General features: G+C 69.7%; 14 protein-coding genes and 1 riboswitch. Of the genes, 8 read left to right on the forward strand and 6 right to left on the reverse strand.

What is annotated here, in order from left to right; genetic code table 11:
- Positions 1–377: response regulator (locus A9O63_RS06545; RefSeq protein ID WP_141703051.1), on the forward strand; the 377-nt coding region annotated here is incomplete at its 5' end.
- 72 nt (positions 378–449) lie between these two features.
- On the opposite strand, the gene cbiZ is transcribed toward A9O63_RS06545, so the two are convergent.
- Genes cbiZ through A9O63_RS06570 form a run of 5 tightly spaced genes read right to left on the reverse strand, consistent with a single transcriptional unit; the run spans position 450 to position 5,667 of the window.
- Positions 450–1,106, reverse strand: coding sequence for an adenosylcobinamide amidohydrolase CbiZ (gene cbiZ / locus A9O63_RS06550; RefSeq protein WP_069331199.1), 657 nt, complete (start codon positions 1,104–1,106; stop codon positions 450–452).
- Positions 1,103–1,855, reverse strand: a complete 753-nt coding sequence (locus tag A9O63_RS06555) for an ABC transporter ATP-binding protein (protein ID WP_069331200.1) — start codon at positions 1,853–1,855, stop codon at positions 1,103–1,105. Before A9O63_RS06555 ends, cbiZ begins: the two co-directional genes overlap by 4 nt.
- Positions 1,852–2,841 carry a FecCD family ABC transporter permease gene (locus tag A9O63_RS06560; protein ID WP_069331201.1) on the reverse strand — a complete coding sequence of 330 codons (990 nt, stop codon included), beginning with the start codon at positions 2,839–2,841 and terminating at the stop codon, positions 1,852–1,854. Before A9O63_RS06560 ends, A9O63_RS06555 begins: the two co-directional genes overlap by 4 nt.
- The gene (locus A9O63_RS06565; protein WP_069331202.1) at positions 2,838–3,713 is read right to left on the reverse strand and encodes an ABC transporter substrate-binding protein; all 876 of its coding nucleotides are present in this window, start codon (positions 3,711–3,713) and stop codon (positions 2,838–2,840) included. Before A9O63_RS06565 ends, A9O63_RS06560 begins: the two co-directional genes overlap by 4 nt.
- Positions 3,688–5,667 (reverse strand): TonB-dependent receptor plug domain-containing protein, encoded by a 1,980-nt coding sequence (locus A9O63_RS06570; RefSeq protein ID WP_069331203.1) that lies wholly within the window; start codon positions 5,665–5,667, stop codon positions 3,688–3,690. Before A9O63_RS06570 ends, A9O63_RS06565 begins: the two co-directional genes overlap by 26 nt.
- A 131-nt stretch (positions 5,668–5,798) precedes the next feature.
- A riboswitch (cobalamin riboswitch) is annotated at positions 5,799–5,998 on the reverse strand.
- 132 nt (positions 5,999–6,130) lie between these two features.
- Here A9O63_RS06570 and A9O63_RS06575 point away from each other — a divergent pair.
- The 6 genes from A9O63_RS06575 (at position 6,131) to A9O63_RS06600 (ending at position 12,742) form a co-directional block, all read left to right on the forward strand.
- The gene (locus A9O63_RS06575; RefSeq protein ID WP_069331204.1) at positions 6,131–7,618 is read left to right on the forward strand and encodes an amidase; all 1,488 of its coding nucleotides are present in this window, start codon (positions 6,131–6,133) and stop codon (positions 7,616–7,618) included.
- Between the two features lie 30 nt (positions 7,619–7,648).
- Positions 7,649–8,713, forward strand: a complete 1,065-nt coding sequence (locus A9O63_RS06580) for an ABC transporter ATP-binding protein (protein WP_069331205.1) — start codon at positions 7,649–7,651, stop codon at positions 8,711–8,713.
- A gap of 1 nt (position 8,714) precedes the next feature.
- Entirely contained in the window at positions 8,715–9,608 is an 894-nt protein-coding gene (locus tag A9O63_RS06585; RefSeq protein ID WP_069331206.1) for an ABC transporter permease, read from the forward strand.
- Entirely contained in the window at positions 9,601–10,401 is an 801-nt protein-coding gene (locus A9O63_RS06590) for an ABC transporter permease (RefSeq protein WP_069331207.1), read from the forward strand. Before A9O63_RS06585 ends, A9O63_RS06590 begins: the two co-directional genes overlap by 8 nt.
- 27 nt (positions 10,402–10,428) lie before the next feature.
- The gene (locus A9O63_RS06595) at positions 10,429–11,448 is read left to right on the forward strand and encodes an extracellular solute-binding protein (protein WP_069331208.1); all 1,020 of its coding nucleotides are present in this window, start codon (positions 10,429–10,431) and stop codon (positions 11,446–11,448) included.
- Positions 11,449–11,740: 292 nt separating this feature from the next.
- Positions 11,741–12,742 carry a GNAT family N-acetyltransferase gene (locus tag A9O63_RS06600; RefSeq protein WP_069331209.1) on the forward strand — a complete coding sequence of 334 codons (1,002 nt, stop codon included), beginning with the start codon at positions 11,741–11,743 and terminating at the stop codon, positions 12,740–12,742.
- Between the two features lie 100 nt (positions 12,743–12,842).
- Here A9O63_RS06600 and A9O63_RS06605 read toward each other — a convergent pair whose 3' ends face one another.
- The gene (locus A9O63_RS06605) at positions 12,843–13,886 is read right to left on the reverse strand and encodes a cytochrome-c peroxidase (RefSeq protein ID WP_069331210.1); all 1,044 of its coding nucleotides are present in this window, start codon (positions 13,884–13,886) and stop codon (positions 12,843–12,845) included.
- A gap of 165 nt (positions 13,887–14,051) precedes the next feature.
- Here A9O63_RS06605 and A9O63_RS06610 point away from each other — a divergent pair.
- On the forward strand, positions 14,052–14,624 hold a 573-nt coding region (locus tag A9O63_RS06610), incomplete at its 3' end, for a 3-deoxy-D-manno-octulosonic acid transferase (protein WP_328585896.1).

Raw genomic sequence — 14,624 nt, forward strand, 5'->3', positions numbered from 1 at the left:
TCCTCGTGGTCGATGACATTTCCACGAACCGGCTGGTGGCGGCCGCCTATCTCCAGCTTTTCGGCGTCCGCACGATCGAGGCGCAGAGCGGGCCGGATGCGCTGGCCCTTCTCGAACGCGAGCCGGTCGATCTGGTGCTGCTCGACATGAACATGCCCGGCATGGACGGGCTCGAGACCCTGCGGCGGATCCGGGCGATGCCCGGCCCTGCGGCGAGCCTGCCGGTCGTGGCCATGACCGCCGATGCGACCGAGGAACAGCGCGACATGTATCTCGGCTCGGGCCTCACGGGCTATGTGGCCAAGCCCGTCACCCCCGACCGGATGGCGGCCGAGCTCGCCCGCGTGCTGGGCCTCGCGCAGTCCGAGGATGGCTGAGAGCAGGGAGCGGCCCTGCCGCCATACGTCCTGATTTGTCAGTCACTTGACGAGCCCGCCTCACATGAGGTCTCAGCTCGCTTCGCCTTGCGCCCGGCGCTCCTGCATCCAGATCCGGCTCCCAAGGCGGACGGCTGCGCAGACGGCCGCCCCGATCGCCTCTCCCGCCGCCGTGTGTAGCCCCGCGTAGCGGCCCGCGCCCGGGTGGCAGGCGAGCGCCACGCAATCGGTGCCGGTGCCGGTGGCGCGGCCCGTGGGCAGCACGAGCCCCGCCTCCAGCACCGAAGCCGTCCGCGCCTCGACCGCAATCGACAGGGCCTCGAGCTGCGCCGCCTCCGACAGCTCCGCCTCGACCGTCACGAGCAGGTTGATCGTGCCGAGAGCCCGCTCGGGCACGAGCCGCCGCCCCACCGCCTCGGCATTGCCGAGCCCGACGGTCGCCAGACAGGCAGCGCGGAGCCCTTCGGCCGAAGCCTCCGCCAGATGATGCCGGTCGAGCGTGCGCGAGGTGAGCATCCCCACCGCTGCCCCCAGATCGCGCGCCGCCATCTCGGCGGCCAGCCAGCGCTCGGCGTCGAAGCCCGGTCCGAGGTCCGCATCGCGCACCTCGCGCCAGACGACGCGCTCCGCGACCACCAGCCCCGGACGGTGCGGCGCCCAGCTCAGCACCCGCATCGGCCCGGGCAGGCGCGCCACGAGCCAGGGCCGCTCGAGCGCGACCTCGATCACCGCGTGACGCCCAGAGGCTGGAACACTGGCCCGTCGGGCGTGTCGGCATAATAGGCGCGCACCCCGAAGACCTCGGCCAGATTGGCCGCGGTCAGCACGACGCCGGGCGGCCCGTCCGCCACCAGCCGCCCGCGCGCGATCAGCAGAAGCCGCGTGCAGTGCCGCGCGGCAAGGCCCAGATCGTGGATCGAGGCCACCACCGCCCGCCCTTCCGCGGCGAGGCTCTGGAACACCTGCATCGTGCGGATCTGGCTCTCGGGATCGAGCCCCGCCACCGGCTCGTCGGCGAGAAGGAGCGGCGCCTCCTGCGCCAGCGTGCGCGCGATCAGCACCCGCGCCTGCTCCCCGCCCGACAGGGCCGTCGCGATGCGCTGGCGGTAGCCCGCAAGCCCCATCCGGTCGAGCGCGCGGGTGACCGCCTCGCGGTCGGCCGCGGTGACACGGCGTCCGGCATGCGGGACGCGGCCCAGCATCACCAGCGTCTCGACATCCACCGGCCAGGCGATCTCGCGCGCCTGCGGCAGAAAGGCCGCCGCCCGCGCGCGCACCCGCGGCGCAAGGCCCGCGAGGCTGCTCCTGCCCGCCGAGGGCAGAAGGCCCATCGCCGCACGCAGAAGCGAGGTCTTGCCCGCCCCGTTCGGCCCGATCAGGCCCAGCACCTCGCCCGGGCTCACCGTGAAGGTGACATGATCCACCACCGGACAGTCGCCCCGGCGCACGGTGAGATTTTCGAGCGCGAGCAGGCTCATGCTTCCATCCTCCGCATCCGCCAGATGAGATGGAGGAAGAAGGGCGAGCCCACGATCGCCGTCAGCACCCCGAGCTTGAGATCCCGGTCGGGCGCGATGACCCGCACCGCGACATCGGCCGCAAGCAGCATGGCGGCCCCGCCCAGCGCCGAGGCGGGCAGGAGCCGCGACGGGCGCGCCCCCACCAGCGGGCGCAGGATGTGGGGCACCACGAGCCCCACGAAGCCCACCGTTCCCGCCACCGCGACCGCCGCCCCCACCGAGAGCGCCGTGCCGAGGATCAGCAGCAGGCGCACCCGGCCGAGCCGCACGCCCAGCGCCTCGGCCGCATCCTCGCCGAGCGTGAGCGCATCGAGCCCGCGGCCGAGCGTCAGGAGCAGCGCCGAGCCCGCCAGCAGGAAGGGCAGCGCCAGCGCCACATGGGTCATCGACCGGTCGGCGAGCGAGCCCATCATCCAGAAGACGATCTCCATCGCGGCGAAGGGATTGGGCGAGAGGTTGAGGATCAGCGCCACGCCCGCCGCGGCCAGCGCCGAGATGGCGACCCCGGCGAGGATCAGCGCCAGCGCCCCGCCGCGCGGCCCCGCAAGGCCGAGGATCAGGAGCACCGAGATCGCCGCGCCCGCCAGCGCCGAAAGCGGCAGCGCCAGCGTGAAGCTCGCGGCGAGCCCGGTCTGCAGCGCAATGACCGCGCCCAGCGCAGCGGATGAAGACACACCCACAAGCCCCGGCTCTGCCAGCGGATTTCGCAGGAACCCCTGCATCGCCGCGCCCGAGATGCCCAGCACCGCCCCCACCGCCAGCCCGAGGATCGCGCGCGGCAGGCGGATCTCGCGCATCACGAGCACGACGGCCTCGCCCTGACCCGTGACAAGGGCCCGGAGCGACTCGCCGAGCCCGAGCGCCGCAGGCCCCACGAGGAGCGACAGCAGGAAGAGCAGGACAACCAGAAGCGCCAGCGCCAGAAGAAGGAGGGGATATCTCACCGGGATCCGTCCAGTTCCGTGAGCCGGACCGCGGCGAGGTTCCGCCGCGCCTCGCCCATCACCTCGAGCGCCTGCAGCACGGCGGGCGTGCCGCAGATCCAGCCCCCGTCGGACACTTCGACCGAGCCTGCCTCCGCGCGCACCGCCTGCAGAGCGGGATGGTCCATAAGCTCCTCGGCCCGGGAGGCGCCGGGATAGGGCGAGGAGGTCACGATCATGTCGGGCTGCGCCATCACCAGCCGCTCGAGCGGAAGATCGCCCCCGCCGTCGAGCCCGAGCTCGGCCGCGACATTGGAAAAGCCCGTGTGGCGCAGGATCGCATCCGCAAGCGTGCCCGAGCCGGTGGTATAGCCGCGGGGGTAATACATCGCCGCCCGCGCGGGGGGCAGATCCACCTTGAGGCGGGCGAGGTCCGCCTCGAACTCGGCGACCAGCTCCTCGGCCCGCGCCTCGCGCCCTAGCGCCCGGCCCACCGTGCGCAACTGGTCGGGAATATCGGAGAAGGCGTTGGCGGGCGGCAGTTCGACCACCTCGATCCCGAGACTGCGCAAGAGATCGACACTCTGCCGCGCGGTGAAGGTCCCTGCGAGCACCACATCGGGGTGCATGAGGAAGACCTCTTCGGCCTGCCCCCGGTTCGCCGGATAGGCGCGCGCCTCCTCGACCATGGCCGAGGTCTGCGGCTCGGTGGCGAGATGGGACACCGAGAGCAGCTGTCCCGGCGCCGCGAGCATCATGGCAAGCTGATCGGTGCAGAGATTGATCGACACCACCCGCCGCGGCGCCTCGGCCACGGCGGGAGCGGCGGCGGCAAGCGCTGCCGCCAGCAGCAGCGCTCCGACTTGCTCAGAAAGACGCGCGGAAACCCGCAAAGATGGCCCTCCCGGAGGTTCCGTAGCCCGGCACCAGCTCATACTCCTCGTCAAGCAGGTTCTCCACCCGAAGATAGGCCTCCCGCCCGCTTCCGATATCCTTGGTCAGGGTGGCATCGACGAGCGAATAATTATCCACCGGTGTCCCGAAGTCGTCCGGCCGGTCCAAGGCTGCCGTGACTCCGATCCGGCCATGCAGCGTCGGCGTCAGGTCCGAGGTCAACTCCACCGCCACCAGATGCCGCGGCACGCTGGCCCAGCTGGTCGAAGCATTGGTCGCGCTGTCTGTATAGGTGTAGGCCGCAGCGAGGCCCAGCGTGCCGGTCAGCGCCATCTCGCCGGAAAGCTCGAGTCCGCTGCGCCGCGACGTACCCGGAACCTGGCTATAGCAGCCGGGACCGTTGGTGGCGGCCGCGGGGCAGCCCGTCGAAGTGCGGTCGAAGTCGATCAGGTCATCGACCTCGAGGTAGAAGGCGGTCGCGCGGACCGACGTTCCCTCCGAGAACTCGTGCTCGATGCCGAGATCGACGTTCCGGCTCTGCTCCGGCTGCAACTCGCGGGAACCATAGAAGCTGAACAGCTCGAAGTTCGACGGCGCGCGATAGCCGGTGCCGGCCTGGGCGCGCAGGATGGTCGCCTCGTCCAGCCGGTAGGCCAGCGCGACGCGCCCGGAATTGAAGCCGCCGAAGATCGAGTGGTCGTCGTGCCGCAGCGACAGCGCCACGTCCAGATCGCCAAGGCTGCGCGAGAATTCTCCGTAGACGCCCTTTGTCGAGCTGTTCTCGGACAGGTTGCCCCAGTCCCCGGTCTGATCGTAATCCTCGTTCTTCCAACCGGCTCCGAGGATCATCCGACCGCCCATGGCATCGAAGCCGCCGCGCCAGTCAACGCCAGTCCGATGACCTTCGTAGGTGTTCTCGGTCTGCCGCATCGCCGTGCCGTAGGTGCCGGTCACCGGATCGTAGTCGAGATAATTGGGCGCGAGCTCGTTCTCGAAGTAGGTCCTTTCGGTACGGAAATCGGTCACGCTGAACGTGTGGCTGACCGGCCCGGTATCGAATTCCGCAAAGGCGCGAAGCCCGGTCGAGGAACGGTCGAGACGCTCGTCGAAACTGCCGCCGTCGCCCAAGGCTATGGTTTCGGCCGTGATCTCGTCATAGGTCAGGCGCTGCCCCGACAGCGAACCGGGCAGGTAGTAGGCCGGATCGTAGTCGCTCTTGCTTTCTTCGGTGAAGCCGTTGATGCCGATACGCACTCCGCTCTGCAGCGTGCGGGCGACATAGAACGACAGGCGGTCGCCTCGATACCCATCGGCCTCGTCATTGCCGTCGGCTTCGCTCGCGTTCGAGAACCCGTCGGTCTCGATGTGCGAGAGCGTCAGCGCCACTTCCCAATCGTCCGAGAGATGGGTGATGCCGTAGGACAGCGCCAGCGTGTCGTTGCTGCCGGCCTCGGCCGCGACCGACTGGTGCGTACCTTCCTCGGTCGGGCGCCGCGAGGTGATGGTCCCCACGCCCCCCCCCGCCCCGGAGCCGTAGAGCGCGGACTGGCTGCCCTTCAGCACCTCGACGCGCGAGACGTCGGTCGTGCCGAGCTGGCCGAAGTCGAAGGCGACCTGCGTGCCGGTCGGGTCGGTCACGTCGATGCCGTCCACCAGAACGCCGACGTAATTCTGCGAGGCGCCGCGGATCGAGATGCCAGCCTGGCTTCCCATGGCGCCGCGAGTGTTCACCGAGACGCCGGGCAGGCGGCGAAGCACGTCCGAGAACCGCAGGTCCGCGGTGGAACGCAGGTCCTCGCCGGTCACGACCTCTACCGTCGCGCCGGAACGGCTGGCCTCGGTCTCGTCGAGATTGGCCGACACCACGATCTCGTCCAGCGCGATGTCCTGTGCCTGCAGCGGCAGCGGGCCCGCGGCCAGCAGCGCAACAAGGGAAACGGCAGTCTTCTTCATCTGTCCCTCTCCGTCCGGGTGCAGACCCGGAGTTCGTCTGTCAATGTCCTTGGAAAGGGTATGCCCCTCCGCCGACGGTGAAATCGTCACCTGAAGCGGATGTCCGCCTCCCGCACGCGCCCCGCGCGCAGGAAAGGGTGATCGCTCCGGCAGGTCTCCTGACTCGCGGGTCGCAGCTCGGACCGGCCTTCCCGGGACATCCCAGTGGCGCCGTCGGTCGTCGCTCGCCGCCTACAGTTGCGGGGGCAGCCGCGGAGTTGGGGAGATCTCCCCGCACCGCGTTCCCTTTTCATCCGGCCATCACGCCGGAACCGAAGCCGTTCCTCAATATGACACGTGACGGCCCTGTCAAGCGGCCCTGCCGCGGCGGATCCGCCGCCCCGCTGCGGAAGGCCCTGAAAAAAGGACTGGACCGGATGCGACCCTCCACCGCAGCATGAGGGGAAAAGGCAGGAGGAAAGACATGTTCCGCAGCTTCGGCGCCGAGGATGCAACCGGGCTTGCGGCCCTCGTGGCCCGGCGCGACACATCGCCCGAGGAGCTGCTGGACGCCGCCCTGGACGCGGTTGCGGCTGTCAACCCCGCGCTCAATGCCGTCGTGCTGGCGCAGGAGGAGGCCGCGCGGCGGAGCATCGCCGGGGGCCTGCCGCACGGACCCTTCCGCGGCGTGCCCTTCCTGCTCAAGGATCTCGGGTGCGAGGCGGTGGACTTTCCCTCGCACAACGGCTCGCGGCTTCTGGCGGACACGCGCTATGCGCGCGATTCGGCCATCTTCGCGCGGATCCGGGGCACCGGCGTCGTGACCTTCGGCCGGACCACCTCGCCCGAGGGCGGCATCGGGCCCGCCACGGAATCGGCCGTCTACGGCGGGCCCACGCGCAACCCCTGGAACCTCGACCATACGTCGGGCGGCTCGTCGGGCGGCGCGGGCGCGGCGGTGGCCGCAGGCATCGTGGCCATGGCCCATGGCTCGGACGGGGGCGGATCGGTCCGCATCCCGGCCTCCTCCTGCGGGCTCTTCGGGATGAAGCCCACCCGCGCGCGCCTGCCCGATGGCCCCTATGCGGGCGAGGGCTGGGCGGGCATGGCCATCGACGGCTTCCTCACCTGGTCGGTCCGCGACACGGCCCACATGCTCGATGCCTGCGCGGGCGCCGATCCCGGCGCGCCCTACTGGGCGCCGCCGCTCCTGCGCAGCCATGCGGATGCGATCAGCCGCCCGCCGCGTCGGCTGCGCGTGGGGATCTGCGACACGACCTTCACCGGCGCGCCGATCCACCCGGAGGTGCGGGCCGCGGTCGAGGCGGCGGGACGGCTGCTCGAGGGCCTGGGTCACGCGGTGAGGCCCTGTCTGCCCCGTGCCGATGTGGCGATGATGATGGAGGCCTGGACCGACATCGTGGCCTGCGGCACGGCGCTCGGCATCCGCAAGGCGCTGAAGGGCCGTGCGCCCGAGGGGCTGGTCGAGCCGGTCTCGCTGGGCGCGATGCGGCGCGCGGCCGAGATCCCGGGCGAGCGCTATCTCGAGGCGGTGGGCCAGATCCATGCCTTCGGCCGCCAGATGGCCGCGGTCTTCGACCCGGAGGCGGGAGAGGGCATCGACATCCTGCTGTCGGCCACCCTGGCCGAACCGCCGGCGCGGGTGGGCCGCTTCGGGCATGGAACCGAGGATTATGTCTCGTTCCGCACCGGACCGGAGGGCGTCTTCGCCTATTCCCCCTTCACCGCCGTCTTCAACGCCTCGGGCCAGCCCGCGGCCTCGCTCCCGCTCGGCATGAGCGCGGGCGGCCTGCCGATCGGCATCCATCTCGCGGCCCGCTTCGGCGCCGACGAAGAGCTGATCGCGCTCTGCGCAGAAATCGAGCGGGCGGCGCCGTGGATCGGGCGCAGGCCTGCCCCTTTGGTCGAAATGCCGCGCGCGCCGTTGATTTCGCGCTCGGGCGCCGCCTAACCTCGACCCAGACCCGATGGGAGGCCCTCCTTGAGCGACCCCGATGCCGTCGAAGCCCGCCATGTCGTCAAGGCCTTCGGACAGGGAGAGGTGGCCGTCCGCGCGCTCGACGATGTGTCCGTGGGGATCCGGCGGGGCGAGTTCTTCACGCTGCTCGGTCCCTCGGGCTGCGGCAAGACCACGCTCCTGCGGCTGATCGCGGGGTTCGAGGCGCCGAGTTCCGGCGCGATCCTGCTCGACGGGCGCGACATCACCGCCCTTCCGCCGAACCGCCGGCCGATCAACACGGTCTTCCAGAGCTACGCGCTCTTTCCGCATCTGACGGTGGCCGAGAATGTGGGCTTCGGCCTTCGGATGCAGGGCAAGCCGCGCACCGAGATCGAGACGGTCACGGCGCGGATGCTGGCGCTCGTCCGGCTCGAGGCGCTGGCGAAGCGCAAGGTGGCACAGCTTTCGGGCGGGCAGCAGCAGCGGGTGGCGCTGGCCCGCGCTCTGGCGCCGCAGCCGCGGGTGCTCCTGCTCGGGGAGCCGCTCTCGGCGCTCGATCTGAAACTCCGCAAGGAGATGCAGATCGAGCTGAAGCGGCTCCAGCACGAGACGGGCATCACCTTCGTCTTCGTGACCCACGATCAGGAGGAGGCGCTGACCATGTCGGACCGGATCGGGGTGATGAGCGCGGGCCGGATCCTGCAGATCGGCCCCCCGCGCGAGATCTACACCCGCCCGGCCAACCGCTTCGTGGCGAGCTTCATCGGCGAGACGAATTTCCTGCCCGCGCGCCATGCGGGCGGGCGGGTCACGCTCGATGCGGGCGGCGAGCTCACGGTCGAGGGCGGGCCCGAGGGGCGGGTGACGGTGGCCGTGCGCCCCGAGCAGGTGCGCCTCGTGGCGCCGGACGAGCCGGGCGCCCTGCCCGCCACGATCCGCGATCTGGTCTATTTCGGAACCGACACCCACTGCCATCTGGCCCTGGCCGACGGGACCGAGGTGGTGGCGCGCCTGCAGAGCAGCGCCTCGGGCGATCCGGGGCTCGAACCCGGCCAGCCCGCGGGCCTGCGCTTCGCCCCGGGCGCCGTGCAGCTGCTGGGGGACTGACATGGAGGAAGAGACCAAGCAGGCGCGGACGGGCTGGCTTCTGTCGGCGCCCGCCCTCGCGATCCTCCTCCTTGCCGCGTCGGGACCGCTGCTGGTGGTGCTGGTCTACAGCTTTCTCGTGAAGGGCCAGTATGGCGGCGTGATCTGGACCTTCTCGACCGAAGCCTGGTTCGAGGTGCTCTTCACCCGCGACATCTTCTCGGACGAAGTGACGCTCGCCGACGCCCATCTCGCGATCTTCTGGCGTTCGGTGAAACTCTCCCTGATGACGACGGCCATCGCCTTCGCCGTGGGCTTCCCCACCGCCTGGTTCATCGCGACCCGGCCGCCGAACCGGCGGGCGCTCTGGCTTTTCCTCATCACCATCCCGTTCTGGACCAACCTGCTGATCCGCACCTTCGCCATCAACGAGGTGATCCGCAACGAGGGCATCCTGAACACGCTGATGATCCGCGCGGGCCTGATCGAGCGGCCGATCCAGATCCTCTATACCGATACGGCGGTGCTGATCGGGATGGCCTATGTCTACCTGCCGCTCATGGTGCTGCCCCTTTTCGCCGCAATCGACCGGTTCGACATGCGGCTGCTGGAGGCGGCCTACGACCTTTATGCGAGCCGCTGGCAGGTGCTGCGGCGCATCATCCTGCCGCTGGTGAAGCCCGGGATCGTCGCGGGCTCGATCCTCGTCTTCGTCCCCTCGCTCGGCGCCTATGTCACGCCGCGGGTGCTGGGAGGCGGCAAGAACATGATGATCGGCAATTTCATCGAGCTGCAGTTCGGTCAGGGCCGCAACTGGCCGCTGGGCGCCGCGCTCTCGATGCTGCTTCTGGCCATCGTGATGGTGGCGCTTTTGATCTATGTCCGCGCAGCCGGACGGGGGACCGGCCATGGGTAAGAGCTTCGACGTGACGAGCCTGCCCGGCGTGCCCTTCGTGGCGGGCTTGGCCTTCCTCGCGCTCTATGCGCCGATCTTCACGCTGGTGGCCTATTCCTTCAACGACGCCAATGCCATATCGATCTGGGGCGGCTTCTCTTTCCGCTGGTACGAGGCCGCCTGGGCCAACCGGGAGGTGCAGGCGGCCACCGCCCGCTCGCTCGTCATCGCGGCGAGCGCCTCGGTCATCGCCACGTCGGCGGCCACCATGGCGGCGCTCGGCACCACAAGGCGGGGCGCCTTCCGCGGCCAGACCTTCATCTATGTGGCGATCAACCAGCCGCTGATGGTGCCCGAGATCGTGACGGCCGTGGCCCTCCTCATCGTCTTCGCGACCGTCAAGGTCGCCACCGGCTATGCGGGGCTCGGCTATCTGATCCTCGCCCATTCCGCCTTCTGCATCCCCTTCGCCTACCTGCCGATCCGGGCCCGGCTCGAGGGGATGGACCTCAGCCTCGAGACGGCGGCGGCGGATCTCTATGCCAACCCCTGGCAGACCTTCCGCCATGTCACCCTGCCGCTGATGGCGCCGGGCATCGTGGCGGGCGCGATGCTGGCCTTCGTGATCTCGCTCGACGATGTGGTCATCACCGAATTCGTGAAATCCGCCGGGCAGGATACGCTGCCCACCTACATGCTGGGCCAGATGCGCCGGGCGATCACGCCCGAGGTCAATGCGATCTCGACCGCCCTCCTCGGCCTCACCGTGGCGCTGCTGACCGTCTTCTTCCTACTGACCCGAAAGCGGGAGTGAACCCGCCCTTCCAACAAGGAGAGACCGATGAGACATCTCGCAGCCGCAGCCCTGCTGCTCGCCTCGACCAGCCTCGCGGGGGCGGCGGAACTGAACCTCTACAACTGGGGCAACTATACGAGCCCCGAGTTGCTCGCGAAGTTCGAGAAGGAGACCGGCATCAAGGTCACGGTCACCGACTACGACAGCAACGACACGGCGCTGGCCAAGATCGAGGCCGGGGGCCACGGCTTCGACCTCGTGGTGCCCTCGGCCAATTATGTGGGCATCTTCCGCGACAAGGGCCTTCTGACCGAGCTCGACCTCTCGAAGATCCCGAACCATGCCAACATCGCCCCCGAATGGGCGGATGTGGACTGGGATCCGGGCCGCGCCCATTCGGTGCCGTGGCAGTGGGGCACCACCGCGATCTCGGTGAATACGGCCGTCTACAAGGGCGACATCAACACCTCGGCGGTCTGGCTCGAAGTGCCGGACGAGCTGAAGGGCAAGGTCAATGTCGTGCCCGAGATGAACGACGTGGTGGCGCTGGCCACGATGTATGTGGGCGGCGAGCCCTGCTCGGAGGATCTGGAGGTTCTGAAGAAAGCGCGCGACCTGCTGATCGCGGCCAAGCCCGACTGGATCTCGATGGATTACGGCGCGACGGAGAAACTGTCGAACAACGACTGGGCGGCCTCCGTCAACTGGTCGGGCTCGTCGATGCGGGCGCGGCTGGCCAACCCGGACGTGGCCTACGGCTATCCCAGGGAGGGGTTCATCACCTTCATGGATTCCGTGGCGCTCCTGCGCGACGCGCGGAACGTGGAAGAGGCCTACAGCTTCCTCAACTTCATCCTCGAGCCCGAGAATGCCGCCATGATCTCGGCCTTCGCGCGCTACTCGCCGGGCGTCGCCGGTGCGGCCGAGTTCCTTCCCGAGGACATGAAGACCGCCCCCGAGGTGGTGATCCCGGCCGAGTTCGCCGACAAGGGCATCTTCCTGCCGGCCTGCAGCCCGAAGGCGCAGGAATATATCACCGCGATCTGGACCGAGCTGCAGAAGTGACCCTGACCGGCGGGGCCCGCGCCCCGCCGGACCGATTCGCGGCGGGGGCCGGCCCCCGCATCAGGAGGGCTGAGCCCCAGCTCCCTGCGGCCATCTGCCCTACGCCCTAGGACGCAGCGGCCCCCTGCCCCCCCATCTCCGACCGGGGGAGCGGCGGCGTGACCCGTCCGTCACAGACCCTCGTCCTTCCGCAAAATCGCGGTCGGGTCCCGGATTTCCCGGCCCGACTACCGCTCAAGATGTGTAAGATCGCCCTGAGATTGCGACATTTTCCAATCACGGGACGAGATTCATGGATCTGAGCATTTTCAGGAACGACCGGGCGAAGCCCGTTCCGCGCCCCGCTCCGGCAGGCAGCGCAAGCGGCCTTCCCGATCCGCTGGCGCCCACCATCTTCCACGAGGCCTGGTGGCTCGACGCCTCTGCACCGGAAGGCTGGTCGGAGGCCGTGGTGCGGGCCGACAACCGCATCGTGGGCCGGCTGCCCTACATGATCCTGCGCAAGCCCTTCGGGCAGACCTCCTGCGAGATGCCGAAGTTCGCGCATTTCCTCGGCCCGGCGGTGGCGCCGGGCCCCGGCGCGCGGGCCAACCGCGCGCTCAAGGAGGCGCAGATCGTGCGCGAGCTGCACGAACAGCTGCCGCCGACCGGCAACCTCTACATGCGGATGCACCGGGGCGTGACCGACACGATGGTGCATGCCGAGGCGGGGCTTCACATGCTGGTCAATTTCACCTTCGAGATCGCCCCAGACTGTGAGCAGGCGATCTGGGCCGGAATGCGCGACAAGACCCGCAACATCATCCGCCGCGCGCAGGAGAAGCATGGCGTGAGCGACACGCTCGACCCGCGCGCCTTCGCCGCCTGCTACCGCCGCAATGTGGATGAGGCCGGCCACGACAGCTACTACGAGACGGACGAGATCGTGCGCGTCTGCACCGCAGCCCTCGAGCGGGGCCGCGGGCGCATCCTCTCGGCCACGGGACCGGACGGCAGCCTCGCGGCTGCGATCTTCACCATCTGGGACGCGACCGCCTGCTACTACCTGCTCGCCACCCGTTCGCGGGGGGAAGATCACGGCGCGACAAGCCTGCTCCTCTGGGAAGCGATCCGCCATGCCAACCGGATGGGGCTGATCTTCGATTTCGACGGGCTCTACACCCGTGGCAACCGGGTGTTCTTCACCGGCTTCGGCGGCACCGTCCATCCGCGCTACGTCGTCTGCGGCAGCACCCGCACCTACCGGGCCGCGGCGGCGCTCTCCAAGGCCCTGGGCCGGCTCCGCCGCCCCTGAAAGGAGGGGGCGCAGCCTCGGCCCCGGAGGCCGCGATCCGCGCAGAAACGAAGGGCGGCCCGCGGGGCCGCCCTTCCTGCCTCTCAGACCGGCTGTCCGGTCACTCGACCTTGATCTCGGCCGTCGGACGCGGCGTCCCTTCCGTCTCGGCCGGCAGGACCGGCAGCGTGACCGGCGGCATGGTCCCCGTGAGGCTCTCGAGGAATGCCACCACCTGGCCCACCTCTTGGTCGCTCATCGTCTCGCCGAGCTGGCTCTCGGCCATGATCGTGACGGCGGTCTTCAGATCCCAGACCTTGCCCGAGTGGAAATAGGGCGCCGTCACCGCCACGTTGCGGAGCGGCGCCGCCCGGAAGACATATTCGTCGTCCACCGTGGCCGTCACCGCGAAGCGGCCCTTGTCGCCCTCGGGCAGGATGTCCGCACCGGGCTTCTCGATCAGGCCGAACGGATAGTAGCCGTGCCCGCCCACGTTCACGCCCGAGTGGCAGCTCGAGCAGCCCTTGTCGATGAACAGCGCAAGCCCGGCCCGCTGGTCCTCGGTCAGGGCCGCATCGTCCCCGTTCAGGAAGGCGTCGAAGGGCGCGGGGGTGATGAGCGTCGCCTCGAAGGCCTCGATGGCCTTGGCCATGTTGTCGAAGTTGGTGGGTTCGGGCTCGCCCGGGAAGGCGGCGGCGAACCAGTCGACATATTGCGGCAGCGACTTCAGCGTCACCTCGACCTGCGCCGGCGTGTTCGCCATCTCGACCCCCGCCTGCACCGGCCCCTTGGCCTGCGCCTTCAGGTCGTCGGCCCGCCCGTCCCAGAACTGGGCCTCGTTCAGCACGGCATTGAGCACGGTGGGCGCGTTCCGCGGCCCCTTCTGCCAGCCGTGGCCGATCGAGGTCTCGAGGTTGTCGTCGCCGCCCGTGGTCAGGTTGTGGCAGGAATAGCAGGAGAAGACGCCCGAGGCCGACAGACGCGGGTCGAAGAAGAGCGCCTTGCCGAGGTCGATCTTCTCCGGGGTGATGCGGTTGTCCTTCACCGCCGGAACGGTCGAGGGCAGCGGGGCGAAATAATCCAGAGCCTTGTCCCGGAGGGCGTCGGCCTGAGCCGCGCCGGCGAGGGCCGTCGTCGCGATCAGGGCGGTAAGGGTCAGGCGCATGGTCGGTCTCCTGTGCAATCGTTTACGCGTTGACCGGACGCTAGAACGGTTCCAACCGGATCCCCTTGACTTAGATCAATTCTAATCTGCCAGTTTGTCCGCGGCCCGGCTTGCGCGGGCCGCTGTTCCCGGCGACAAGTCTCGCGCCCCAAGGGATGGACCCGCGTGACGCTCTACCGCCTCCTTCTCCGCCTCCTGCTGCCCGGCCTCGTCCTGGGCGTGCTCCTGCGCCGCCTGCGCGGCCGGGGCGTCGCGCATGAGCTGACCGAGCGGCTGGCGCTGGGGCGGGGCGCAGGCCGCCCGATCTGGCTGCATGGCGCGAGCAACGGCGAGATCACCTCCGCCCGCTGGCTGCTCGAGGAGCTGCTGGCGCGCGATCCGTCCGCAAGTCTGCTCGTCACCTGCAACAATCCCACGGCGCGGACGATGGTCGCAGGCTGGGGCCTGCCGCGCACCGAGGCCCGGCTCGCGCCCTGGGACAGCCCGGGCCCTGTCCGCCGCTTCCTCACGCACTGGCGGCCGCGGGCCCTGCTCCTGCTCGAGAACGAGCTCTGGCCCGAGCGGCTCGCCGGATGCGCCGCCCGCGGCATTCCGGTGCTCGCCATCGGCGCGCGCCTGTCGGAGAGCTCGGCGCGGCGCTGGGACAAGGTCGCGCCCGGGCTCCTGCGGCGGATGCTCGGCGCGATCGGCTGGCTCTCGGCCCAGGATGCGGCCTCCGAGCGACGCTTCGTCGCGGCA

Source organism: Cereibacter johrii (assembly GCF_001720585.1).
GTDB classification, from domain to species: Bacteria; Pseudomonadota; Alphaproteobacteria; order Rhodobacterales; family Rhodobacteraceae; genus Cereibacter_A; species Cereibacter_A johrii.

What these genes read in the sequence shown, in the direction of transcription:
- A9O63_RS06605 (WP_069331210.1), bottom strand. Translation starts at nt 13,886, where the DNA reads ATGCGCCTGACCCTTACCGCCCTGATCGCGACGACGGCCCTCGCCGGC.
- A9O63_RS06570 (WP_069331203.1), bottom strand. Translation starts at nt 5,667, where the DNA reads ATGAAGAAGACTGCCGTTTCCCTTGTTGCGCTGCTGGCCGCGGGCCCG.
- A9O63_RS06590 (WP_069331207.1), top strand. Translation starts at nt 9,601, where the DNA reads ATGGGTAAGAGCTTCGACGTGACGAGCCTGCCCGGCGTGCCCTTCGTG.
- A9O63_RS06555 (WP_069331200.1), bottom strand. Translation starts at nt 1,855, where the DNA reads ATGAGCCTGCTCGCGCTCGAAAATCTCACCGTGCGCCGGGGCGACTGT.
- A9O63_RS06585 (WP_069331206.1), top strand. Translation starts at nt 8,715, where the DNA reads ATGGAGGAAGAGACCAAGCAGGCGCGGACGGGCTGGCTTCTGTCGGCG.
- A9O63_RS06575 (WP_069331204.1), top strand. Translation starts at nt 6,131, where the DNA reads ATGTTCCGCAGCTTCGGCGCCGAGGATGCAACCGGGCTTGCGGCCCTC.
- A9O63_RS06600 (WP_069331209.1), top strand. Translation starts at nt 11,741, where the DNA reads ATGGATCTGAGCATTTTCAGGAACGACCGGGCGAAGCCCGTTCCGCGC.
- A9O63_RS06595 (WP_069331208.1), top strand. Translation starts at nt 10,429, where the DNA reads ATGAGACATCTCGCAGCCGCAGCCCTGCTGCTCGCCTCGACCAGCCTC.